Source organism: Streptomyces antibioticus, assembly GCF_002019855.1.
Taxonomy (GTDB): domain Bacteria; phylum Actinomycetota; class Actinomycetes; order Streptomycetales; family Streptomycetaceae; genus Streptomyces; species Streptomyces antibioticus_B.
This window is the reverse complement of record NZ_CM007717.1, coordinates 7959112-7982818: the sequence shown is the minus strand read 5'-3', so window position 1 is coordinate 7982818 and position 23707 is coordinate 7959112. Positions and strand designations below refer to the sequence as shown.

The 23707-nt window shown below is 73.1% G+C and carries 23 protein-coding genes; 17 read left to right on the top strand and 6 right to left on the bottom strand.

All coding sequences use genetic code 11. The annotated features are described in order from the left end of the window. Window positions 1-165 precede the first annotated feature (165 nt). The 5 genes from AFM16_RS36035 (at window position 166) to AFM16_RS36015 (ending at window position 3829) form a co-directional block, all read left to right on the top strand. Entirely contained in the window at window positions 166-1929 is a 1764-nt protein-coding gene (locus AFM16_RS36035; protein WP_078636489.1) for a SulP family inorganic anion transporter, read from the top strand. Beyond that, window positions 1926-2333 carry a pyridoxamine 5'-phosphate oxidase family protein gene (locus AFM16_RS36030; protein ID WP_078636488.1) on the top strand — a complete coding sequence of 136 codons (408 nt, stop codon included), beginning with the start codon at window positions 1926-1928 and terminating at the stop codon, window positions 2331-2333. The genes AFM16_RS36035 and AFM16_RS36030 overlap by 4 nt, the downstream gene beginning before the upstream one ends. Beyond that, window positions 2333-2758 (top strand): ATP-binding protein, encoded by a 426-nt coding sequence (locus tag AFM16_RS36025; RefSeq protein WP_078636487.1) that lies wholly within the window; start codon window positions 2333-2335, stop codon window positions 2756-2758. The genes AFM16_RS36030 and AFM16_RS36025 overlap by 1 nt, the downstream gene beginning before the upstream one ends. Before the next feature lie 68 nt (window positions 2759-2826). After that, window positions 2827-3264 (top strand): STAS domain-containing protein, encoded by a 438-nt coding sequence (locus AFM16_RS36020; protein WP_030782454.1) that lies wholly within the window; start codon window positions 2827-2829, stop codon window positions 3262-3264. A 211-nt stretch (window positions 3265-3475) separates the two neighbouring features. Continuing rightward, window positions 3476-3829 (top strand): ArsR/SmtB family transcription factor, encoded by a 354-nt coding sequence (locus AFM16_RS36015; RefSeq protein WP_030782456.1) that lies wholly within the window; start codon window positions 3476-3478, stop codon window positions 3827-3829. 100 nt (window positions 3830-3929) lie between these two features. Here AFM16_RS36015 and AFM16_RS36010 read toward each other — a convergent pair whose 3' ends face one another. Then, window positions 3930-5927 carry a heavy metal translocating P-type ATPase gene (locus AFM16_RS36010; RefSeq protein ID WP_030782459.1) on the bottom strand — a complete coding sequence of 666 codons (1998 nt, stop codon included), beginning with the start codon at window positions 5925-5927 and terminating at the stop codon, window positions 3930-3932. Window positions 5928-6035: 108 nt separating this feature from the next. Here AFM16_RS36010 and AFM16_RS36005 point away from each other — a divergent pair, with 108 nt between their 5' ends. Further along, window positions 6036-6407, top strand: coding sequence for an ArsR/SmtB family transcription factor (locus AFM16_RS36005; RefSeq protein WP_030782462.1), 372 nt, complete (start codon window positions 6036-6038; stop codon window positions 6405-6407). A gap of 224 nt (window positions 6408-6631) precedes the next feature. Here the strand turns inward: AFM16_RS36005 and AFM16_RS36000 are convergent, their stop codons facing one another. The 4 genes from AFM16_RS36000 to AFM16_RS35985 all read right to left on the bottom strand — a co-directional run bounded on the left by AFM16_RS36000 (window position 6632) and on the right by AFM16_RS35985 (window position 10223). After that, window positions 6632-7330 (bottom strand): adenosylcobinamide amidohydrolase, encoded by a 699-nt coding sequence (locus AFM16_RS36000; RefSeq protein ID WP_030782465.1) that lies wholly within the window; start codon window positions 7328-7330, stop codon window positions 6632-6634. A 66-nt stretch (window positions 7331-7396) separates the two neighbouring features. After that, on the bottom strand, window positions 7397-7744 hold the full coding sequence (locus AFM16_RS35995) for a hypothetical protein (protein WP_030782468.1): 348 nt from the start codon (window positions 7742-7744) through the stop codon (window positions 7397-7399). Window positions 7745-7815: 71 nt separating this feature from the next. Then, complete coding sequence (locus tag AFM16_RS35990) at window positions 7816-8883, bottom strand: dipeptidase (RefSeq protein WP_030782471.1); 1068 nt, start codon at window positions 8881-8883, stop codon at window positions 7816-7818. After that, window positions 8880-10223 (bottom strand): amidohydrolase family protein, encoded by a 1344-nt coding sequence (locus AFM16_RS35985; RefSeq protein WP_030782473.1) that lies wholly within the window; start codon window positions 10221-10223, stop codon window positions 8880-8882. The genes AFM16_RS35990 and AFM16_RS35985 overlap by 4 nt, the downstream gene beginning before the upstream one ends. Window positions 10224-10354: 131 nt before the next feature. Between AFM16_RS35985 and AFM16_RS35980 the strand changes: the two genes are divergently transcribed. The 11 genes from AFM16_RS35980 to AFM16_RS35930 all read left to right on the top strand — a co-directional run bounded on the left by AFM16_RS35980 (window position 10355) and on the right by AFM16_RS35930 (window position 22651). Beyond that, complete coding sequence (locus AFM16_RS35980; RefSeq protein ID WP_030782476.1) at window positions 10355-11137, top strand: IclR family transcriptional regulator; 783 nt, start codon at window positions 10355-10357, stop codon at window positions 11135-11137. Beyond that, window positions 11134-12090 (top strand): ornithine cyclodeaminase family protein, encoded by a 957-nt coding sequence (locus AFM16_RS35975; RefSeq protein ID WP_030782479.1) that lies wholly within the window; start codon window positions 11134-11136, stop codon window positions 12088-12090. Before AFM16_RS35980 ends, AFM16_RS35975 begins: the two co-directional genes overlap by 4 nt. 233 nt (window positions 12091-12323) lie before the next feature. Then, complete coding sequence (locus AFM16_RS35970; protein WP_030782481.1) at window positions 12324-12662, top strand: DUF485 domain-containing protein; 339 nt, start codon at window positions 12324-12326, stop codon at window positions 12660-12662. Beyond that, window positions 12659-14278 (top strand): sodium/solute symporter, encoded by a 1620-nt coding sequence (locus tag AFM16_RS35965; RefSeq protein WP_030782485.1) that lies wholly within the window; start codon window positions 12659-12661, stop codon window positions 14276-14278. Before AFM16_RS35970 ends, AFM16_RS35965 begins: the two co-directional genes overlap by 4 nt. Before the next feature lie 177 nt (window positions 14279-14455). Then, a complete protein-coding gene (locus AFM16_RS40530; protein WP_051780200.1) occupies window positions 14456-14992 on the top strand; it encodes a hypothetical protein in 537 nt (178 codons plus the stop codon). A gap of 57 nt (window positions 14993-15049) precedes the next feature. After that, on the top strand, window positions 15050-15811 hold the full coding sequence (locus AFM16_RS35955; RefSeq protein WP_030782490.1) for a bestrophin-like domain: 762 nt from the start codon (window positions 15050-15052) through the stop codon (window positions 15809-15811). Window positions 15812-16171: 360 nt separating this feature from the next. Beyond that, on the top strand, window positions 16172-17044 hold the full coding sequence (locus AFM16_RS39615; protein ID WP_179123352.1) for a hypothetical protein: 873 nt from the start codon (window positions 16172-16174) through the stop codon (window positions 17042-17044). Window positions 17045-17148: 104 nt separating this feature from the next. Continuing rightward, entirely contained in the window at window positions 17149-19326 is a 2178-nt protein-coding gene (locus AFM16_RS35945; protein ID WP_030782496.1) for a bifunctional polysaccharide deacetylase/glycosyltransferase family 2 protein, read from the top strand. Next, entirely contained in the window at window positions 19323-20618 is a 1296-nt protein-coding gene (locus tag AFM16_RS35940) for an acyltransferase family protein (RefSeq protein ID WP_030782498.1), read from the top strand. The genes AFM16_RS35945 and AFM16_RS35940 overlap by 4 nt, the downstream gene beginning before the upstream one ends. A 70-nt stretch (window positions 20619-20688) precedes the next feature. Then, window positions 20689-21093, top strand: coding sequence for a hypothetical protein (locus AFM16_RS35935; protein ID WP_030782500.1), 405 nt, complete (start codon window positions 20689-20691; stop codon window positions 21091-21093). A gap of 511 nt (window positions 21094-21604) precedes the next feature. Continuing rightward, complete coding sequence (locus AFM16_RS35930; protein WP_030782503.1) at window positions 21605-22651, top strand: ABC transporter substrate-binding protein; 1047 nt, start codon at window positions 21605-21607, stop codon at window positions 22649-22651. Window positions 22652-22671: 20 nt separating this feature from the next. Here the strand turns inward: AFM16_RS35930 and AFM16_RS35925 are convergent, their stop codons facing one another. Further along, window positions 22672-23601 carry a helix-turn-helix transcriptional regulator gene (locus AFM16_RS35925; RefSeq protein ID WP_107419220.1) on the bottom strand — a complete coding sequence of 310 codons (930 nt, stop codon included), beginning with the start codon at window positions 23599-23601 and terminating at the stop codon, window positions 22672-22674. Window positions 23602-23707 lie beyond the last annotated feature (106 nt).

Below are 23707 nucleotides of genomic sequence, written 5' to 3'. Positions count from 1 at the left end.
TCCGTCTCCGGACCCGCCGCGCCTGATCACTCCCGATCGCGTCCCGTCGCGCTCCGCCGGAATGATGAATTGCCAATTTTCGCAATTGAGCAGATGCTGTAGTCGGCTGTCGCAGCCGTTGAGCCGGCATGCGGCGTCTGCCAGGGAAGTCGAGGTCACCGCCCGATGACGACGACAGCGACCGGCCGGTACTGGGCCCGGGTCTCCGCCCTGCTGCCGGGCCGCGACGATCTGGCCGATGTACGCCGTGATCCGCGCCGCGACCTGCTCGCGGGGCTGACCGTGGCGATCGTGGCGCTGCCGCTCGCGCTCGGCTTCGGGGTCTCCTCCGGTCTCGGCGCGGAGGCGGGTCTTGCCACCGCGGTCGTCGCCGGGGCCCTCGCCGCGGTCTTCGGCGGCTCGAACTTCCAGGTGTCCGGGCCGACCGGCGCGATGACGGTGGTCCTGGTCCCGATCGTCGCCGAGTACGGTCCGACCGGCGTCCTCACCGTCGGCCTGCTGGCCGGGATCATGCTCGTCGCGCTCGCCGTGCTGCGGGCGGGCAAGTACATGCGGTACGTCCCGGCGCCCGTCGTCGAGGGCTTCAGTCTCGGTATCGCCTGTGTGATCGGCCTTCAGCAGATCCCCGGCGCGCTCGGGGTGGACAAGCCCGAGGGCGACCGGGTGCTGGTGGTGGCCTGGCACGCGGCCGAGGAGTTCTCCGGGCACCCGAACTGGACGGCCGTCGCGCTCGCGGTGTCCGTGGCGGCGGTCATGCTGGCCGGCGCCCGGTGGCGGCCCACGATCCCCTTCTCCATCGTCGCCGTGATCGCCGCGACCCTGGTGACCCAGCTCGCGGGCCTGGACGGGGCCGCCCCGATCGGGGACCTCCCCTCCGGGCTGCCCGCCCCCTCCCTGGGCTTCCTCGACCTGGGCGCGCTGGGCTCCCTGCTCGCCCCGGCCGTCGCGGTCGCCGCGCTCGCCGCCCTGGAGTCCCTGCTGTCGGCGTCGGTCGCCGACGGCATGACCGTCGGCCGCAAGCACGATCCGGACCGGGAGCTGTTCGGCCAGGGCCTGGCCAACATCGCCGCCCCGCTCTTCGGAGGCGTCCCCGCGACCGGCGCCATCGCGCGCACCGCCGTCAACGTCCGCACCGGCGCGTCCTCCCGGCTCGCCGCCCTCACGCACGCCGCGGTGCTCGCCGCGATCGTCTTCGCCGCCGCGCCCCTGGTGTCGAAGATCCCGCTGGCCGCGCTCGCGGGCGTGCTGCTGGCCACCGCGGTGCGGATGGTCGAGGTGGGCTCGCTGCGGGCGATGGCCCGGGCCACCCGCTCCGACGCGCTGGTCCTCGTCCTCACCGCGGTCGCCACCCTCGCCCTGGACCTGGTCTACGCCGTGATCATCGGCCTGGTCGTGGCGGGCGTCCTGGCGCTGCGGGCGGTCGCCCGGCAGGCCCGGCTCGATCAGGTGCCGCTGGATCGCGGCGACCACAGCGCCGAGGAGCACGCCCTGCTCGCGGAGCACATCGTCGCCTACCGCATCGACGGCCCGCTGTTCTTCGCCGCCGCCCACCGCTTCCTGCTGGAACTCACCGAGGTCGCGGACGTGCGGGTGGTCATCCTGCGGATGTCGCGGGTGTCGACCATGGACGCCACCGGCGCCCTGGTGCTCAAGGACGCGGTGGAGAAGCTGCGGCGGCGCGGCATCGTGGTGCTGGCCTCCGGGATCCGCCCCGACCAGCTCCAGGTCCTGGAGTCCGTCGGCGCGCTGGAGCTGCTGCGGCGCGACGGCCGGGAGTACGCGACGACGCCGGAGGCGATCCGGGGCGCCCGTGAGCATCTGGAACTGGCCGGGGTCCTGCCGCCCGGGGTGTCGGGGGGCGGGAAGAGCCCCGTACGGCACGGCGCGAAGGCCGCCGAGTCCCGGCACCGTGAGGAGCCGGCCCGATGACCGTCTCCCCGGCGACGCCGCGCATGGTCGAGGTCTCCGGCGCGGAGGCGTTGTGGCTGGTGGAGGGCAGCGGCCTGGGACGGCTGGTGTACGGGCAGCGGGGGCTGACCGTCGTACGGCCGGCGCGGCACGTGTGGGAGTACGGGCGGCTGGTCGTCCGGGCTCCCGTGCGGGCGGCCGCCGTGCCCGAGGCGGTGACGTACCAGACCGACGAGATCCAGGCCGCGGCCGGCACCGGCTGGACGGTGACCCTGTCCGGCCCCGCCGAGGTCGTCACCGACCCGAACGAGGTGGCCCACCACCGGCGCACCCTGCCCGGCTGGAGCCACGGGCCGCACGACATCGTGCTGCGGATCCGTCCCACGACGGTGACCGGTTTCCGTCTCCTGCGGGCGGAGGGCTGATGTCCGTACCGACACAGACGCTCCCGCACCGGCATGTGCTCACCATGCCCAGCACACCGTCCGCGGTCCGGGTCGCGCGCGAGACGGCGCAGCAGGTGATGGCCGAGTGGGGCGTCGCCGCGCGCCACCCGGCGGTCGACCCGGCCCTGCTGATCCTCAGCGAGCTGGTGACCAACAGCGTGCGGCACGCCGCCGACCGGTCCCCGCAGGTCACCGTGATCTACGCGGCCGGCCGGGACTGTCTGGCCTTCGCCGTGCACGACCGCCACCCGTTCCTGCCCCCGCTGTACGGCGCCCTCACGGGGAGCGGCTCGGGCGGTCTGGGCACCGTCATGGAACTGACCCTGGCCCTGGCCGGCACCGCGGTGGTGCGTGCCGACGCCGACGGTCTGGGCAAGAGCGTCTGGATCACCCTCCCGCTCTGACCTCACCGGCACCCGCCCTTCTCCCCCGGATCCCCCACCCGCCCCTCGCGCAAGGAAGTTCACGACCCATGACCATCGACTGGCGCTACACCGTCCAGGACGGCCTCGGCATCCTCTCCGTCGCCGGACACCTCGGCCCGGACGCGGTGCGCCGCTTCAGCGGAGCGGTCGGCTGGGCGCTGGCCCGCGGCACGGGCCCGGTGGTCGTCGACCTCACCGAGCTGCGCGGCTGGTCGGCGGAGGGGCAGCTCGCCATCACCGACGCCGCCCGCCGGCTCGTCGCCGCGGGCCGGGCTCTGGAGCTGGCCGCGATCCCGGCCGACGGTTCGCTCGTGCCGACCGGCGACTGCCCGCCCATCCCGGTCCACGCCGACCTGACCGCGGCGCTCGCCGCCGCCCGTCCGACCGGGCCGCTCGGCGACGCGGGGGACGAGGGCGGGGAGCAGCAGGAGTGGCGCACGACGGGCTGGCCGCGGGGCGAGGACGCCGGCAGGTCCGGGCGCTGACCCCCTTCTCCAGACCTTAGTAATTGCTAATATTGGCAAGTCGAGAGGTCATGGCCGCGGAACCCCGTGGCTCTCGGCTTCTCAGGGCGGATTCGGCGTGGCCGGTCCCTCAGGTGAGGATGGGCCACATGTGTGTGACGAGTGGGTGGGCGCGAGGCGCCGAGATCCGGCCGGCGGTGCCGGACTGCTGCCGTGGACAGGAGGCGAACCGGTGAGTACGCCGCTGTACCAACTGAAGGCCGAGTTCTTCAAGACGCTCGGCCATCCGGCACGCATCCGGGTCCTGGAGCTGCTGAGCGTGCGGGAGCACGCGGTCGCCGAGATGCTGCCCGAGGTGGGCATCGAACCCGCGCACCTCTCGCAGCAACTGGCGGTGCTGCGGCGGGCGAACCTGGTCGCGACCCGCCGCGAGGGCTCCACGGTGTACTACTCGCTGACCAGCCCGCAGGTCGCCGAGCTCCTGCGGGTCGCCCGCTCGATCCTCTCCGGCGTCCTGACCGGCCAGGCCGAACTCCTCGCCGACCTCCAGGCCGCCCAGCCGCAGGCCGCCCCGCCGTCCCCCTGACGACGGCCCCCGTACGGCGGCCGTCCCCCGCGCACTGGACAGCGAATTCACGCGCGGGGGACGGTCGTCCCTCCGAGTGGGTGCCCCTTGTACGGCCACCTCAACTCGGGTCCTCCGACCGGGAAGCGCGGTGCCAGGCCGCGTCGCGCAGCAGGCGGAGGCCGTTGAGGCCGACGAGGACCGTGGAGCCCTCGTGGCCCAGGACGCCCAGCGGGAGGGGGAGTTCGCCGGCCAGGTCCCAGGTGACCAGGGCGCAGATGAAGGTTCCGGCGATGACCAGGTTCTGGACCACCAGCCGGTGCGCGGCCCGGGAGAGGGCCAACACGGCCGGGACGGCGGTCAGTTCGTCGCGGACCACGACCGCGTCGGCGGTCTCGAGGGCGAGGTCGGAGCCGACGCGGCCCATGGCGATGCCGCTGTGGGCGGCGGCCAGCGCGGGCGCGTCGTTGACACCGTCCCCGACGAGCAGCACCGTGCGTCCGTCGGCCGCGAGGCGTCGGACCGCCCGGACCTTGTCCTCGGGCAGCAGTCCGGCGTGGACGTCGTCCGCGGCGATGCCGGTCTCGGCGGCCAGGCGGGCGGCGGCACGGGAGTTGTCGCCGGTCAGCAGGATCGGCGTACGGCCGGTCAGCGCGGCGAGGGCGGCGACGGTGGCGGCGGCTTCCGGGCGCGGGCGGTCGGCGAGGCCCAGGACGCCGACGGGGGCGCCGTCGCGTCGGACGACCACCGCCGTATGGCCGGCATCCTCCAACTCGCCTGCCAGATAGGCCGCGTGGGCCCATGCCGGGTCGTCCGTGCCGTCCGACGGGCGGCCCGGCGCGCCGACCGCGATCGTGCGGCCGCCCACCGTGGCCGTGACCCCGACACCGGGCGCGGAGGTGAACTCCTCGGCGGCGGGCAGGTGGAGGCGGCGTGCGCGGGCGGCGTCGACGACGGCCCGGGCCAGCGGGTGTTCGCTGGGGTGCTCGGCGGCGGCCGCGAGGGTGAGCAGGTCGTCGCCGGTCAGCCCCGATCCGCCCAGCGGGCGGACCGCGGTGACGCGAGGGGTGCCCTCCGTGAGGGTGCCGGTCTTGTCCAGGGCGACGGTGTCGACCTGACCGAGGCGTTCCATGACGACGGCGGACTTGACCAGGACGCCGTGGCGCCCGGCGGTGGCGATCGCGGAGAGCAGCGGGGGCATGGTCGCCAGGACCACCGCGCACGGCGAGGCGACGATCATGAAGGTCATCGCCCGGGTCAGCGCGTCGGCGAGTTCGGCGCCGAGGGCCGTCGGGACGGCGAAGACGGCCAGGGTCGCGGCGACCATGCCGAGGCTGTAGCGCTGTTCGACCTTCTCGATGAACAGGTGGGTGGGCGCCTTGGTCCCGGACGCCTCCGCGACCATCGCCACGATCCGGGCGATCACCGAGTCCGAGGCGTCGCGTTCCACCCGGACGCGCAGGGCGCCGGTGCCGTTCAGGGTGCCGGCGAACACCTCGTCCCCGACGCCCTTGGCCACCGGGAGGGGCTCGCCGGTGATCGTGGCCTGGTCGACCTCGCTCGCCCCGGCGACGACCCGCCCGTCGGCGCCGACGCGCTCCCCGGGGCGGACCAGGACGGTGTCGCCCACGGCCAACTCCGCCGTGGGAACCGCCTCTTCCCGGCCGTCCGCGCTCACACGGGTGGCGGTGGCCGGGGCGAGGGCGAGCAGGGAGTGGACCGCGTCCTGGGTGCGGGCCGTCGCGAGGGCCTCCAGGGCACCGGAGGTGGCGAAGATGACGACGAGCAGCGCGCCGTCCCTCACCTGTCCGATCGCGGCGGCGCCGAGGGCGGCGACGATCATCAGCAGATCGACGTCCAGCGTCCTGGCCCCGAGCGCCCGCAGCCCCTCCCGGGCCGGGTCCCAGCCGCCGGTGAGGTAGGTGAGCGCGTACAGCGGACCCCACGACCAGGCCGGGGCGCCCGTCAGTTGGAGCGGCAGCGCGAGCAGGAACAGTGCCAGGGCGGCCGCGGCCCAGCGGGCCTCGACCAGGGCGAACACGCGGGTACGGCGCCGTGGCGGCGCCACCGGGACGGCCGGTGCCGTGTCTCCGGGGCGCCGGAGCAGGTCAGCGGGCATGGCGAGGCAACCCTTCACGGAGCGGCCCTCACGGGCGACCGACGGCAACCCGTTCACCATACAGGAACACTTGAACAGGTCTTCATATGTCGTCGGTAGCATGAACCCATGGGCCATCGAACCGGCGCCGCCAGCGCGGCCAGCACCCGCGAACGTCTCGACGCCGTGGGCGCCGCCGACGTCGCCGCCACGCTCCAGGCCCTCGCCACGCCCTCGCGTCTGCGGATCCTCGCCCGCCTCCAGGAGGGCCCGTGCGCCGTCGGCGACCTCGCCGAGGCCGCCGAACTGGAGGCGTCCGCCTGCTCGCACCAGCTCCGTCTGCTGCGCAATCTGGGCCTCGTCACGGGCGAGCGCCGGGGCCGCTCCATCGTCTACAGCCTCTACGACGACCATGTCGCCGAACTGCTCGAACAGGCCCTGTACCACGTCGAGCATCTGCGCCTCGGCCACCAGGACACACCGGCGCCGACCGGCCACTGACACCGGCACAGAGCAGTTTCAGCCGCGCTCTATCGCCGTGGCCGGTTTGTAGTGCATGGTGTGGGGGCGGGCACCGATCCGATCCCCCGGGTGAGGTTCCCTCTGCTGGGCCCTGCCGTCTCGTGGGCGGCGGGGCCCGCCGCACCTCCCGGCTCCCCACGGGAGGCCGTGCGGCTGCCCGAGCGCGGACCGCTCACTGCGCCGGGCCGGCACGTCACACCCGTTCAGGTCACGGCGTCCAGCACGGCGCCGTGCACCGCTCGGGCCAGGCGGGCGCCCCACAGGGAGCGGGGGCCCGCGAAGGAGTGGGGCTCCTCGCCGGGGCGGGGGACACGGGACGCGACACAGATCGCGTCGGTCGGAGTGCCGGAGCAGTCGAGTCCGGCCTCCACCAGGGCCTGCACCTTGGCCTCGACGGCGGTGGCGACCGCGTTGACCAGCGCGGCGTCGCTCAGGGGCACGGGCACGGCGGCCACGACGTTGATCGTGCCGGGCGCGAAGGCGCGCGGACCGGCGGTGGCGGATAGGGCGGGCGCGGGCACGGCGGGCGCCGCCGCCCATCCGCGGACCTCGATGCCGGCCGTGACCACCGCCTCGACACCCCCGTCGTCCGCGCGGGTGTGCGCCTCGACGTCGGCCGCCGTCATCAGGCCCACGCCGTCACCGGCCAGACCGACCGCCGCGGCCAGCTCCTTCAGATGCTCGGCCGGGTCGACGCGCCGATAGCCGTGGTGCACCTGCGCGTTGAGGACCCAGAGCCGCTCCCCCAGTCCCCCGCCCAGCACGGCGCTGCTCACCATCCGCCAGCCCGGACCCGCCCGCCACACCAGCGCGGAGAGGTCCGCACCGTCCTCGAAGCGGCTCAGCCGCTCCACGGTCAGCCCCCGGCCCGTCGGGGTCGGCGGCAGGACGGCGTGCTGCACGAAGGGCTCCTCGCTGGTGCGGGCATGACCCGCACATGCTACGAACCGGCCCGGCCGCCCCCGCCGTCAGTGCCCGGAACCGTGGCGGCCGCCCAGTTGGTCGCGGTGGCGCGGATCGCCGAGGTGGGTGTCCTCGGCGAACACCGGCGCCGACTTGACCTGCGCCTTCGTCCGGGAGAGCTGCACGGTCCGGGCGTCGTGGTCGACGCCCATCACGGCGTCCGAGGGGAGCACCACGTCCTTGCCGAGCACCCACGGTCCGGTGTGCACCACCAGGAACCGCGGACCGAGGTCCGCCGAGTACTTGCTGACCTTGCCGGCGTGCCCGTCCGTGGCGTCCACCTGGTATCCGGTCAGATCGTCGTCCGGGGTGTGGCCGGCGGTCGGCACGTGCGGTGTGCGGTGGTGGCTCACGATGTCCTCCCTGGGTGTTCCCTGTCGTCCTGTCCTCCGGGTGCCCGCTCCGGCGGACGGCAGACCTGCGGCTACGCCGTCCAGACGCGTTCGGCGTAGTCCAGGAAGTTGCGGCCCATGATCTTCTCGATGCGGGTGGCGGACCAGCCGCGCCGTTCGAGGAGCCGTATCAGCTCCCGGAACTGGTCGACGCCGCGCAGGTCGACCACGAACGGGTAGGTGTCCGCCCGTTCGCCGGCCGCGGAGACCCCGGCCGCCCTGCGCCGCGCCACGTGCTCGGCCAGCCGTTCCCGGTAGGCGTCGAGGTCGTCGATCGCGGTGACCGGGCCATCGGTGCCGATGCCGACGTGGTCCTCGCCGCAGACGTCCACGGCGTGCGCGAGGTGCTCGACGACGTCGGCGGCGCGGGCGTGTCCGGTGGGGTTGAGGAACGGCATGAAGTAGATGCCGACGAACCCGCCGCGTGAGGCCACCAGACGCAGTTCGTCGTCGGTCTTGTTGCGCGGCAGATCGGTCAGCGCGCGGCACCCGGTGTGGTTGACCGACACGGGGACGCGGGAGTGCGCGGCCGCGTCCAGACAGGTCCGCTCGCCGCTGTGCGACAGATCGACCATGACGTGGTGGTCGTTGAGCGCGTCGACCACCTCGCGTCCGAACGCGGTCAGCCCGGTGCCCGCGGGCGCCGCCGAGCCGCCGCCGAGGTGGTTGGCCTGGTTGTAGGTCAACTGGACGACCCGCACGCCGCGTTCGGCGAACTCGGCGACCCGGCTCACGTCGTCGCCGACGGCCACGGCGTTCTGGAAGCCGTAGACGACACCGACCCGCCCGTCGCGCGCGGCCGTGCGGATGTCGGCGGCGGTGGTGACCTTCAGCAGGGCGTCCGGATGCCGGTCGACGATGCCGTCCCAGACGTCGATCTCGTGCACCGTGTGCTCGTAGGGCGGCAGTTCGCCCATCACATAGCCGAGGGTGATGGTGACGGCGGTCAGACCGGAGGCGCGCGCCTCGGCCAGGGTCCGGGCATCCACGGTGAACTGCTCGCTGGTGGCGTTCAGTTCGGCCGCCGCCCGCATCGACCGCGGGGCGTTGGGGTTGTCGAGCTGTCCGAGCGCGTTGATGATCAGAGGCGTTCCGGTCAACGGGTCTCCCGGGATCGGGTGGCGGTGGCCGTGGCGGTGTAGGCGTCGCGCGGAAAGCGCCGCCCCCGCTTGACGGTCAGGGTGATGGTGCGCAGATGGCCGATGTCGGCCAGCGGATCCTGTGCGAAGACCGCCAGGTCGGCCAGCTTCCCCGGCTCGACACTGCCCGTCAGATGCCCGGCCCCGGCACTGCGCGCGCCGACGAGCGTCGCGGAGCGCAGCACGTCCCGCGCCGGGATGCCGCACCGCTTCACCAGGAAGGCGAGTTCCTCGTACAGGGCGGGGAACGGCTCGCCGGGGGCGGTCTCGTAGTCGGTGCCGGTGGCCAGCTCCACGCCCGCCCGGTGCGCCTGCGCGGTGAGGGCGACAGCCAACTCGGAGTTGCGGCGGGCGCGTTCGGCGCTCTCCGGGGTGTCGCCGGTGAGTTCCTCGCTCTCCCACATGGAGGCGGTCGCGTCCAGCACGACGCCCTGGTCCCGCATCCGGGAAAAGAGCACGGCGAGGCGCGGGTCCCGGCCGGTCACCAGGCTCGCGTGGTCGACGGGCGGCTTGTCCTTGTAGCTGGTCAGCGGCTCCAGGGCGGCCTCGTGGGCCAGCAGCGTCACATGGGAGACGGTGTCCACCCCGGCCGCGACGACCTCGCCGGGCGTCGCCGGGAACACGGCCGCGTGCGCCCACACCGGGACGCCCTGCCGATGGGCCTCGGCGGTGATCGCGGCGACGAGGCCGGCGTCCAGGTCGGCGTACACCTTGACGGCCGACGCGTAGGTGCCACGGGCCAGGGCGACCGCGAGCGGAAGGTCGGTGTCGGCGGTGACGGCCTGCATCCAGGGCACCTGCCCGGGCACGGCGCCCTGGCTCACCTGGTGGGTGCGGGGGTCGTCGAAGAAGGTGGGGCCGGCCATGAGCGCCGCGTAGTGGAGGTCGGGGGCGGCGATCTCGCCGACCATCGCGGCGCGCGCGAGGTCGCCGATCTGCCGCAGGTCGTCCGCCATGTCCCGTACGGCCGTCACCCCGCTGTGGACCAGACGGCGCAGGACCGCCTCGGCGGCCGGACGGTCGGGGGGAGTCGCGAGGTGCTGGTGCGCGTCGATCAGGCCGGGGGTGACGAAGTGGCCGGTGAGGTCGACGAGTTCGGCTCCCGCGGCGAGCGCGGCCGCCGTGTCCGCCTCGTCCGCGACGGACCGGATCAGGGGTCCGTCGACCACGAGCGAGACATCGGGCCGGGGATCGCCGCCGGTCCCGTCGAACAGGGTGAGGCCGCGGTAGACCACCACGTCACCGGCGGCGGGCGGTGCGAAGGGGGCAGCCGCCCCCGGGCTCTCGTTCGTCAAGGTCACCTCTCTCGATCACCGGGCACTTGATACTCGTTACCTGTTACTTGTTACGCTGTACGTAACAACACTCTCGTCTTGCGAAACACGGGGTACCCTACCCCGCGAAGAGCAGGGACGAGCCGGGAAGGACACCGATGCCGCACGCCACGCAAGCCGCCGCCGGTGCCCCGCGCACCGCCGTCGACAAGGCACTGGACCTCGTCGAGGCCGTCGCCCGGGCGCCCCGGCCGCCCCGGCTCACCGATCTCGCCGACGAGGTCGGACTGCACCGGGCCACCGCCTACCGGGTCCTCGTGGACCTGGTCCGGCGCGGCTGGGTCCTGCGGGTCGGCGACCGCTATCTGCCGGGTACCGCCGTGCTGCGGCTGTCGGCCCGCGCGGCCCACCACTCCCTGACCACCCTGGCCCGCCCGGTCCTGGAGGACCTCTCCGCGCGCACCGGCATGATGGTCAACCTCCAGGTCCTGGAGAACGACGGCTCCCGTGTGGTGGACGTGGTCCGCCCCGACCGGCTGGCGATGATCAGCACACTGCGGGACGAGGCGCTGCCCGTGCACCGGTTCGCCGGGCCGCTCGCCCTGGTCGCCGCCCTGCCCCCGGAGGCCCGCGGCCCCTACCTCGACGCGGCCCGGAAGGCCGGTCACCCACTGGACGGCGAGACGGGTCTGCTCGCCGACATCGAGCGCACCGAGGCAGACGGGTTCGCCGTCGAGCACGGCCGCAACGAACAGTTCGTCGCCTCCCTCAGCCGCGCCGTCGTCCCGGTCCCTGGGGCGCCGGTGTGCGCCGTCACCGTGGTCGGCCCGGACGCCGAGATCGACGAGGCGGCGATGCGCGGGCTGCGGGAGGAACTCGCCTCGGCGGTCGAGGCGTTGGGGGATCTGCTGACCGGTCCCGGCGGGGCGGGCGGCGCGTGAACGACGTCCTCGTCCTCGACCGGGCGGCCACCGCCGCGGCCCTCGACCCGCACCGGCTGATGGCCGCCGTGTCCGAGGCGCTCGTCGCCGTGGCCCGGGGCACGGTGTCCGCGCCGCCGCGGACCGCCGCCTTCGCGCCCGGGGGTCTGCTCGGCGCCATGCCCGGATACGTTCCGGGTCTCGGACTCGCGGCGAAGCTCGTGTCGGTGTTCGCCGACCCGGCCCGCCCCGGGCGCAGCAGCCACCGGGGCGTCGTCGCCCTGTTCGACCCCGAGGACGGCAGGCCGCTGGCCTTCATGGACGCCGAACCGGTCACCGCCTGGCGCACCGCGGCGGCCGCCACGCACAGCGCCCTGGCCCTGGCCCGGCCAGGACCGGTCGTGGTCGTCGGCACCGGCGCCCAGGCGCGGGCCCAGGTCCGTCTCCTCGCGGCGCTCCGCCCGACCGAACCCGTGACCGTGGCGGGCCGCGACCCCGCGGCGGCCCGCGCGCTGGCCGCCCTGCACCCGGCCGGCCTCGCAGCGTCCCTCGCAGACGCCGCCGAATCTGCCAACGGCATCGAGACCGCCGTACGCGAGGCGGCCACCGTCTACTGCTGCACCGGCGCGACCCGCCCCGTCCTGCGCCGGGACTGGCTCGCCCCGGGCACCCACGTCAGCTCGGTCGGCGGCTCCCACGGCCCCGAACTCGACGCCGGCACCGTCCGCGACGCCGCGCTCTTCGCCGAGTGGCACGGGGCCGCGGACACTCCCCCGCCGTCCGGCGCCCACGAGTTGCAGGGGCTGCCGGAGGGCCGGACCGTCACCCTCCTCGGCTCCGTGCTGTCCGGCGAGGCCCCCGGCCGGACCTCCCCGGACGGGCTCACCGTCTTCAAGTCCACCGGCCACGCCGCCCTGGACGTCGCCGCCGCCTACGTCGTCCACCGCACGGCCCTCGGCCACCCCCCGGAGTAGCGGTGCCGGGCGGCGTCCCGCGCGGCACCGCCGTACCCCTCACCACACCCGTCGCTCGCACAACATCCGAGGTCAGAGCGGTACAGCGGTCCTCATCAGGGACTTCACCGGAAGTCTCCGCGCGCGGTCCGGGAGCCGCATAGCGTGCGGTCACTCGAACGTATGAGCCGCTCCCCCCACGCTGCCGCGGTCCGTCGTCACGTGGGGCCCACGACCCCGTAGGAGACCTTGGGATGTCCTCCGACAGCTCCGAGTTACCGCCGCCCGCCCGCGCCGTGCCGTGGGCCGGCCGGCACCGTGACCTCCGCCGGCTACGCCGGGCCAGCCGACGGCAGCGGCGCGTCGCCACATTCGCCGCGCTCGGCTACTTCGCCGCCTTCCTCGTCCTGACCGTCGAGGCGCCCGCCGTCATGACCCGCCCCGCACCGGGCGGCCTGCCCACCGGACTTGTCCTGGCCCTGATCCAACTGCCGGTCACCTGGCTGGCGTTGCTCGTCTACGAGTACACCGCGCGCCGCTACGTCGACCCGTCGGCCCGGCGGGTGCGCCGGCACGAGGAGCCGTCGTCGTGACGGACTTCGACGGCAGCGCGCAGTCCTGGTCCCTGGTGGCGTTCTCCAGCGTCGTGGCCGTGACCCTGATGCTGTGCGTGCTCACCGGCCCCGACCGCGAGGACCTCGCCGAGTTCTACACCGGCTACCGTTCCCTGTCGCCCCTGCGCAACGGCCTCGCCATCGCGGGCGATTACATCTCCGCCGCGACCGTGCTCACCATCGGCGGGGTGATCGCGCTGTGCGGCTACGACGGTGTCGTCCTCGCCCTGAGCACGGTGCTGTCCCTGCTGCTCCTGATGGTCCTGCTGGCCGAACCCCTGCACCACACCGGCCGGTTCACCATGGCCGACGCGCTCGCCAGACGGTCGCCGGGCCGGGCGGTGCGCGTCACCGCGTGTCTGGTCACCCTCGCCTCGCTGGTGCCGATGATGGTCGTCCAACTGGCCGGGGTGGGCCAACTGCTGGCGTACGTCCTGGGGTTCACGGACAGCGCGATGCGCACCGGCTGCATCGTCGGGGCGGGCACGCTGATGATCGGCTACGCGGCGATCGGCGGGATGCGGGGCACCGCCCTGGTGCAGATCCTCAAGACGGTGATCCTGCTCGGCTCGGGCCTGGTCGTCGCCGGGCTGATCCTGCACACCTTCGGCTGGAGCCCGCGGACCCTGTTCCGGGCCGCCGCGCACGGCAGCGGCGCCGAGGACGGATTCCTGCGCTACGGGCTCCAGTTCGCGAGCGGGCCGTACCCCGGGCTCGACATGGTGAGCACCCAGGGCGCCATCGTGCTGGGCGCGGCCTGTCTGCCGCACGTCACCATGCGGATGTACACCGCGGGGAACGCCCCGCAGGTGCGCCGCGCGATGTCCTGGGCGATCTCGACGGTCACCCTGTTCATCGCCGTGATCACCGTGATCGGGGTCGGCGCGACGGCGCTGATCGGGCGCGCGGGCATCGCCGGGGCCGATCCGCGCGGCAACACCGCTTATCTGCTCGGTTCGCGCGCCGCGTTCGGGGCGCATCTGTCCCGCCCGGAGAGTCTGTTGTTCGCCACCGTCACGACGGCGATCTTCCTCACCCTGCTGGCCTCCGTGGCGAGCATGACGCTGGCCTGCGCCAACTCGCTGGCCCACGACATCGCGGCCGCCCGCCCGAACGTGTCGCCGGTGCGTGAGATCGCCCTGGCGCGGCTGGCCGCCCTCGCGGTGGGCCTGCCGGTCATCCTGCTGGCCGTCGTCGCCCAGCACCGCAGCCTCCAGCCGCTCGCCACCGTGTCCTTCTGTCTCGGCGCCTCGGCCATCGCCCCCGCGCTCGTCTACAGCCTCTTCTGGCGGCGCTTCACCCGGGCCGGCCTGCTGTGCACGCTCATCGGCGGGACCGTCAGCGTCCTCGTCCTCATGACCGGCACCAACCTGGTCTCCGGGTCCCCCGGGTCGGCGTTCCCGGACGCCGACTTCAACTGGTTCCCGTTCACCACCACCGCGCTCGTCTCGGTGCCGGCGGGCTTCCTGTGCGGGCTGCTCGGCACCGTGCTGTCCGGCAGACGGGCGACGGCGCGGGAACGCGAACGGTACGCGGCCATCGAGCCCGTCCTGCTCGCCGGACCGCCGCCACGGCCGGGCCGCGGGAGCCTGTGAGCCGGACCCGGCGCATACGCTCCCGGAACTGCGCGGACCGGCCGTGTCCCCGGGCCGACCATGATCGTTGCTCCCGTTGCCGCCGCGCCCGCCTCCCCCGTGGGCGTCGGCGGCCTCCACCCGCGCCCGCCCCCCGTCGTCGGCGCGGACCCCCTTCAGCGGAGAGGAACAGCACTGGTGAGCGGCTGGATCACCCTCGGTCTCGGCACCGCCGCCGCGCTCTGCCCCCTGCCGGGCGGCGGCGGACCCGCGGTCGCCGTCGACACCGCTCCCGCCGTCCCGCACGTGGTGGTGTGCGCCGACGACGACGGCTGGGTGGAGATCGGCGGCGACACGGCACGGCGGCCGCCGGACACCCGGTCGCCGCGCCCCGCCCCGCCGCCGTCGCGCCCGCCAGCCCCGGAACCCGGTCCGGCCGACGACGCCGTACCGGCCGCTCCCTCCCCGTCGCAAGCCTCGCCGCCCGAGCGCGCCGAACGGCCGGCCCCCTCCCCCGGCACACCGCCCGAGGCCGAGCCACCCGCCGCACCGCCGGCCCCGGCGCCCGGCGTCGCGCCGTTCCGCTGGGTGCCCCGCTTCCCCTACAAGGGCCGCTCCGCGCGTCCGGCGCCCGCCGGGCTGTCCACCACGACGACCACCGTCGTGATCACCACCCCGGCCGTCCTGGCCGCCGCCGCGCTGCGCCCGGGCTCCCGGCGCCGCAACGCCCGCTGACCCGTTCGCGGGTCCCCCTCCCCCTCCCCTCTCGTCCGCCCGTCCTGGAGTCCCGCCGTGCCGGAATGGCTGATCTACACCCTCGCCTGTGCGCTGGTCTGCGCCTTCGTCGTCGCCGCCACCGTGATGCGGCACCGTCGCGTCGCGGACGACGAGGACACCTCGCAGACACCCGACGTGCTGGAGTACATGGTGATGATGGTGGGCGTCGTCTACGCCATCGTCCTGGGCCTGGCGATCGCCGGCGTCTGGGAGGCGCGCGGCGCCGCCGAGGACACCGTGCGGCGCGAGGCGCAGGCGCTCTACGAGATCGACCAGCGTCTCGACGTCTACCCGGCCGCCTTCCACACCCGGGTGCAGCGGCACATCGACGCCTACGCCCGGCACGCCGTCACCACCGAGTGGCCGGCCATGAAGGAGGACGGCCCGGTCGACGACACCGGGGGCACGCTGCTGACCCGGATCCGCAGCGACATCGCGCACCACACGCCCACCGACGAACTCCAGGCCCAGGCGTACCAGCCGCTCCTCGACCAGGTCGCCGCCGCCGACGACGCGCGCCATCAGCGGCTCGACAGCGCCGGCAGCACCCTGCCCGGGGTGGTCTGGTTCGGGCTGATCGCCGGCGGGGCCGTCACGCTCGGTCTGCTCTACGCCCTCCAGATCCGCCGTTCCGCCCGGGAGCTGATGCTGGCGACCGCGTTCAGCGCGCTGGTGGTCTTCCTGCTCTTCCTCGTGTGGAGCTTCGACGCCCCCTTCGGCCACTCGGGCACGGAATCGGCGCAGCCACTGCTGGAGCTGTACGCGCGTTCCGTATGACATGCGTCACCCGGCCGTCGTGAACACCACACCCCGGCCGGTACTTTGACCCGATAAGCACCTGATGCCCATAACTACCGGCCAGTCACTTATGCACCCCCTGTGACATGCCGTCCAGCTCATGAGATCGGCTTGCTCTCCGGCCAGACAGTTGTGCGAGGATACTTTTTGGTCACCCTTGGTTGATCATCTGCTTCACACTTCTGACACAAACTCCACGTTTTGTGCACGTGAGTTATAGTCACCGCCCAAGCATCAACCAGCAGGGGGATGTGCTCGGGCCGGGTGGGGGCCTGGTTCGCCCCGATGTGCGCTCGACGTCATCGCGCCCCCGCCGCAGTCTCGTGGGGGATGGGTTACGTGAACAATTGGCTGGATGACACCCAACCGGAGGGGTCGGACAGTACATCCGCCTCTGGAAGCTTCTGGGAGAAGGCGCCGAGCGCACGCCGGTCCGCGCCCACCGAGGCGTTCGCGCCCGCCGATGTGTTCACGCCCGCCGACGCGACGGCCCCCCTGCCCGTCGGCACCCCCGACCGCCACTCCGCCTTCGACTACGTCGACCCGGACGAGCCCCTCCACGACCCGCACGAGCTGACCGTGCAGCTCGCGGCCGTCGACCCCGCGTCCCTGGCGAACGGCGGCTCCGGCAGCCCGCTCGACCCCCAGGACGCCACCGGCACGCCCGTGTTCGTCGACGAGTCGGGCCGTCGCAGCCGCCGGCTGAGGCTCCTCGGCTCGGCCGTCGGCGTCGCCTGCGGCGTGTACGCCGTCGTCATCGTCGCCACCCTCGTCTCCGGCAACTCCAGCGCGCCCTGGCTCCCCCTCCCCGGCCAGAACGACGACATCCCCGCCGGACAGGTCGAGATCTCCCCCCAGCCGTCGGTCGAGGCGAGCCCCACCGGCTCGGAGAGCGCCGCCCCGGGCACCGACCCGACGGGCTCCGCCCCGGCGGCGTCCGTGACGGGCGCGGCGACCGGCGCCCCCGCCGCCAGCACGAGCCCCGGCGGTCTCGACACCTCCGCGCTGCCGCAGACGTCCACCGGGGCGACCCCCCGCAACCCCGCCGGCTCGGCGACCGCGTCCGCCCCCGCCGCCTCGGCGTCCCCCGCCGCCTCGCCCGAGGCGAGCCAGCCCGTGACCGGCGGCGGCGACGCCTCGCCCAGCGCCGACGACTCGGGCGGCACGGGCGACGGCGGCGAGGCGAACGCCCTGTCGGCCGCCACCCCCTGAGGCCCCCGGCACCGCCCCGCGGCGTCAGCCCCCTCGGCCGAGGCCGACCGCATCCGTCACCCCCCGCGCCCCGCCCTCCCTCCTTACCTGGAGCACACCTTCCGATGGCACAACCCGCCCGCCGTCGCAGGGCCGCAGCCGCGGCCCGTGACAGCGCCGTCCGGCGCCGCCGCGTCCCGATGCGGCTGATGCTGCCCAGCCTCGTCCTCGTCGCCATGATGGCGATGCTGATGCTGCGCGGTTACGTCCACAGCGAGATCCTCGCCGACCACCGCATCCAGCCCGAGGCGTCCGCGAGCAAGGTCCCCGACGAGATCCTGGACGGCGGCCCGGTCATCGACACCCGCGGCGGCCGGCACACCACGCTGTCGGTGCCCGACCACCGTCTCGTCCTGACCTTCGACGACGGCCCGGACCCGGAGTGGACCCCCAAGGTGCTGGACGTGCTGAAGAAGCACCACGCCCACGCCGTCTTCTTCGTCACCGGCACCATGGCCTCCCGCTACCCGGACCTGGTCCGGCGCATGGTCGACGAGGGCCACGAGGTCGGGCTGCACACCTTCAACCACCCCGACCTCTCCTTCCAGTCGAAGAAACGTATCGACTGGGAGCTGTCGCAGAACCAGCTCGCGCTGGCCGGTGCCGCCGGCATCCGCACCTCGCTGTTCCGGCCGCCCTACTCGTCGTTCTCCGACGCGATGGACGACAAGTCGTGGCCGGTCACCGAGTACATCGGCTCGCGCGGCTACCTCACCGTCGTCAACAACACCGACAGCGAGGACTGGAAGAAGCCCGGCGTCGACGAGATCATCCGGCGTGCCACGCCCGAGGGCGGCAAGGGCGCGATCGTCCTGATGCACGACTCCGGCGGCGACCGCAGCCAGACCGTCCGGGCGCTGGACCGGTTCCTGCCCGACCTCCAGGCCCAGGGCTACCGGTTCGAGAACCTCACCGGCGCCCTCAGCGCGCCCAGCGCGCACACCGTCGTCACCGGCGTCGACCTGTGGAAGGGCAAGGCGTGGATCTTCCTGGTCGGCGCCGCCGAGAACATCACCGGCGTGCTGATGGTCGGCCTCGCGGTGATCGGCTTCCTGGTCATCAGCCGGTTCGTGCTCATGCTGCTGCTGTCCGCCCTGCACGCCCGCAAGGTGCGCCGGCGCGGATTCCGCTGGGGTCCGACGATCACCGAACCGGTGTCGGTGCTGGTCCCGGCGTACAACGAGGCGAAGTGCATCGAGAACACCGTCAACTCGCTGATGGCCAGTGAGCATCCCATCGAGGTGCTCGTCATCGACGACGGCTCCTCCGACGGCACCGCGCGGATCGTGGAGGCCATGGGCCTTCCCAACGTGCGGGTGATCCGCCAGCTCAACGCCGGCAAGCCCGCGGCCCTCAACCGGGGCATCGCCAACGCCCGCTACGACATCATCGTGATGATGGACGGCGACACGGTCTTCGAACCGGCCACCGTCCGCGAGCTGGTGCAGCCTTTCGGCGACCCGAAGGTCGGCGCGGTCGCCGGAAACGCCAAGGTCGGCAACCGGGACTCGCTGATCGGCGCCTGGCAGCACATCGAGTACGTCATGGGCTTCAACCTCGACCGCCGGATGTACGACGTCCTGGGCTGCATGCCCACCATCCCCGGCGCGGTCGGCGCCTTCCGCCGCTCCGCCCTGGAGCGGGTCGGCGGCATGAGCGACGACACGCTCGCCGAGGACACCGACATCACCATGGCGATGCACCGCGACGGCTGGAAGGTCGTCTACGCCGAGAAGGCGCGCGCCTGGACCGAGGCCCCGGAGACCGTGCAGCAGCTCTGGTCCCAGCGCTACCGCTGGTCGTACGGCACCATGCAGGCGATCTGGAAGCACCGCCACGCGGTGGTCGAGCGCGGGGTGTCCGGCCGGTTCGGCCGGGTCGGACTGCCGTTCGTCTCGCTCTTCATGGTCGTCGCCCCGCTGCTGGCCCCGCTCATCGACGTCTTCCTGCTGTACGGGATCGTCTTCGGGCCCACGCAGAAGACGATCGTGGCCTGGCTGGGCGTCCTCACCATCCAGGCGGTGTGCGCGGCCTACGCCTTCCGCCTCGACGGCGAACGCATGATCCATCTGATCTCGCTGCCCCTCCAGCAGATCCTCTACCGCCAGCTCATGTACGTCGTCCTGCTCCAGTCCTGGATCACCGCCCTCACCGGCGGCCGGCTGCGCTGGCAGAAGCTGCGCCGCACCGGTGTGGTGGGAGCGCCGGCCGGCGGTACGAACGAACGGAGGCCGGTCATATGAGCCACGGTCACCCGACCGGGACGGGCCGGGGCGCCGAGCGGACGCCCGCCTTCGGCGTCCCCCGGCAGCGGACCACACCGGCCTTCCCGGAACCGGACCCGTTCGCGGCCACGGTCACCGCCCCGGACTCCGCGGCCCCCAAGAAGCCGGGCCGCGACCGCTATCTCGATCTGCTGCGCACGATCGCCCTGGTCCGGGTGGTCGTCTACCACCTGTTCGGCTGGGCCTGGCTCACCGTGCTGTTCCCCTCCATGGGTGTCATGTTCGCGCTGGCCGGCTCGCTGATGGCGCGCTCGCTGAAGCGTCCGGCCCTGGGCGTGATCCGGTCCCGCGTCCGACGGCTCCTGCCGCCGCTGTGGGTGTTCGGCGCGACCGTCCTCACGCTGATGTTCCTCGGCGGCTGGAATCCGCTGAAGGACCCCGACCACGGCGGCACCCTGGGCCTCGTCGAACTGCTCAACTACGTCGTCCCGGTCGGCGCGCCCCCGTTCCCCTGGCACCTCGGCTCCACGTCCGGGCTGCTCGAGAACACCTGGGCCGTGCAGGCGGCGGAGGTGCTGTGGTACCTGCGGGCCTACCTGTGGTTCGTGCTCGCCTCACCGCTGCTGCTCTGGGCGTTCCGCAGGGCGCCCTGGGTCACGCTGCTCGCGCCGCTGGCGCTCACGGCCGTGGTCGGCACGGGCCTGGTGACCATCCCCGGCGAGACCGGCAACGCGATCACCGACTTCGCCGTCTACGGCGGCTGCTGGGTGCTGGGCTTCGCCCACCACGACGGGCTGCTCGCCCGTATCCCCCGCTATGCGGCGGTCTCCGTCTCGGCGCTCTTCATGGCCTTCGGCCTGTGGTGGGCCTCGGGGCACCTGGGACCGGACGGCTGGGACCTCAACGACATCCCGCTGGCCCAGGCGGCCTGGTCCTTCGGGTTCGTCGTGATCCTGCTCCAGTACTCGCCCTCGTGGCAGGTCCTCCCGCGCGGACTGGCCCGCTGGGACCGGCTGATCACGCTCTCCAACAACCGCGCTGTCACGATCTACCTGTGGCACAACCTCCTCATCGTCGCCGCCGTCCCGCTGATCGACCTGCTGTACCGGCTCCCCTTCATGCAGAGCCCGGGCGCCGAGTCCTTCCTGGACGCCACCGACGACTGGTGGATGTTCGCGCTGGTGTGGCCGCTGATCGGCGTGATGATCCTGACGACCGGCTGGGTCGAGGACATCGCGGCGAAGCGGAGGCCGCGTCTGTGGCCCGACGGCCGCGGGAGCAAGGCCCGCCGCGCCCGGCAGGCGGCCTGAGGCACACGGGAGCCGTCGCGCGAGGAGCGCGGCGGCTTCCGCCGTTCCGGCGTCTGCCATCCTGATCGGCATGCCCGCACGGAACCGACGGCTGCCCCGGCACCTCTCCTGGCCCCTGACCACCACCGACATCACCGAGTGCCTCGGCCCGTACATGAACCGGGTCACGGACCTGTCCTTCCTCACCGGGCACGACAGCGGGACCATCGTCCTGGGGGCGGCGTGGACCCCTCCCTCCTCCCGCAATTACGGCCGTGGCATCCACCCGGACTCGGTGGGGTTCGGCATCGACGTCCACCCGGTGGCGGCTACCCGGCGGGCCGCCGTCCGGGCCCTTCTGCGTACGCGGGCCCTCCCCCAACTGCACGAGTGGGTCGCGCGGGCGTGCGACGCCGACGAGACCTGGCGGCTGGCTTCGCACCAGCACTACTGGCGGCTCACCGACGGGCTTCTCACGCATCGCGACGAGGACTGAGCCGGCTCGGGCAACTCCCTTGATTGTTGCGGGTGTTGCACGTGCATGAACAAAGTCGCGGTCCTGTCCGACGGCGTTGACTTCGATCCGGGGGACATGTCAGTTTTGCCGCGCCGCCCCGTCCGGGAGCGGTCTCGGCACGCATGACGATGGGGGATGTTCGCATGCCAGGAGGGGGCAACCGGGTGTTCGGCCGGTCGCGCACGGGCTCACCTCTCCCGCTGTGTACGTCGTGTACGTCGCCGCTGTGTACGTCTTCCGCGTGTCCGCGGGGCGTACGGCTCTGACCGCCCGCACCGGGCTCTCCGGTAGCTGATCCGACGGTCCGGCCCGCCCGGCCGCCGCGTCCCCGCGCTTCCCCGTGTCCTTCCGTTCCCCAGGCCCGGCCGCCGTGCGTCCGGGTCCGACCTTCGCCCGTACCCGTCGCCTCCCCCCGCGCCTCCGATCCACCGGCTCTCTCCCCCGGCACACCAGCGGGGGATCGCCTCATCCGTGAAGGACAGCCATGCACATGCTCCGCTCCCGGGTCCCGCACCGGTCCCGTCCGCTCGGCAGATCACTGCGTCCGGTCGCCGCGGCCGCCGTGATCGCCGCTCTCGCCACCTCCCTGACCGCGTGCGGGGACGACGAGGACTCGGGCGGCGCGTCCGGCAGCGCGAAGTCGTCGTCCACGGTGACCATCGGACAGCACTCCAACGGCGCGGCCGAGCAGACCGACCTGGAGGTGGCCGAGGTCGCCGCCATCAGCGCCAAGGTCCCCGAGTCGGTACGGGACTCGGGGAAGCTGGTCATCGGCATCGGCGCGCTGCCGGCCGGTTCGGTGCCGTTGAACTACGTGGGGGACGACCAGAAGACCATCACCGGTGTCGAACCGGACTTCGGGCGGCTCATCGCCTCGGTTCTCGGTCTGGAGCCGGAGGTGCGGAATTCCACCTGGGAGAACCTGTTCGTCGGAATCGACAGCCAGAAGATCGACGTGGGCTTCTCCAACATCACGGTGACCGAGGAGCGGAAGAAGAAGTACGACTTCGCCTCCTACCGTCAGGACAACCTGGCCTTCGAGACGCTCGCCGATGACAAATGGAACTTCGACGGCGACTACAAGAACCTGGCCGGAAAGACGGTCGCGGTCGGCGCCGGAACCAACCAGGAGAAGATTCTCCTGGAGTGGAAGAAGAAGCTGGAGGCGGCGGGCGAGAAGCTGACGGTCAAGTACTTCCCGGAGAACAACAGCGCATATCTGGCGCTCAACGGCGGAAAGATCGACGCCTTCTTCGGGCCGAATCCCTCGATTTCTTATCACGTCACGCAGACCGCGAAAACTCCGCAGGCGACCCGTAACGCGGGGCAGTTCTCCGGCGCGGGCGAGACGCTTCAGGGGCTGATCGCCGCCACGACCAAGACGGGCAGCGGACTGGCGGAGCCGGTCGCCGAGGCGATCAACCACCTCATCGAGAACGGCCAGTACGCCACCTGGCTGAAGGCGTGGAACCTCTCCAACGAGGCCGTCGACACCTCGCAGGTCAATCCGCCCGGGCTGCCCCTGACCAATGAGTGACCACCCCTGAGCGGGCGGGGTCAATGAGCGCGCGGCGGCCTTTCGGATACGGGGCCGCCGCGTCGGCCTGTGAGGTAGCCGGCCTGGAAGCGGCTCTCCGCGCCCAGGTCCTTGAAGATGTCGGCGATGTGCCGGCGGCAGGTCCGCAGGGAGATGCCCAGCCGGCGGGCGATCGTCTCGTCGCGGACGCCGTCGCTCAGCAGGCTCAGGATCGTGCGGTGCAGTTCGTCGCGGACCGGCCCGTCGTCCGGCCCCGCGAAGGGCTCGGCCCGCTCCCACGCCTGGTCGAAGACCCGGTGCAGAAAGGTGAGCGTGGCCTCCTCGCACACCCGGACGACCCCGTCGGCGGCGGCCGGATGCGGCAGAAAACCGACGGTGCGGTCGACGACGGTCAGCGCGCCGAACGGTTCGGCCATGGTGCGCACCTCGGCCCCGGCGGCGGTGAGCCGTTCCAGATGGGCGCGGGCGGCCGGCCGATGGCGTGCCGCGTGGGGGTGCAGGACGCGCAACCGGACGCCTCGGGCGAGCAGGTGTAACTCCTCGTCGGGAGCGGGCCGTAACGGGTCGGCGGGGTGGGTGCCGCCGGGCCGGCAGCTCACCGTCTCGTCGTGGCAGCCGAGCAGCGCCTCCGCCAGCACGGCCCCGGCCGAGGCGCGGTCGGCGAAGGTTTCGACGGAGTGCCGGGGCGGGCCGGAGCCGCGCAGCGCGGAGTGCAGGGCGGCGAGGTCGTCCAGCCGCCGGCGGGTCTCGCTGAGCCGTACGACGGTCTGCCGCATCGCCGATTCCCGGGAGGCGAGCCGCGCCGCGGCGACCTGCGGATCGAGAATCCGCCACCGGTGTTCCGCCGGATCCGCGGATTCCGTGGACCGGGCGTCGTCGTTCCGGTACTTCTCCAGCAGATGGGCGTCTTCCAGATCGGTGAGGATCTGCCTCGCCTCCGATTCGGTCAAACCCAGGACATCCGCCGTTCGTGAGACCGAAACAAATTGATAAGAAATTGCCCAGGCGTAGACCCGCGTATGTGCGGGGCCTAGTGCGGACGCTACCGCGGAACAG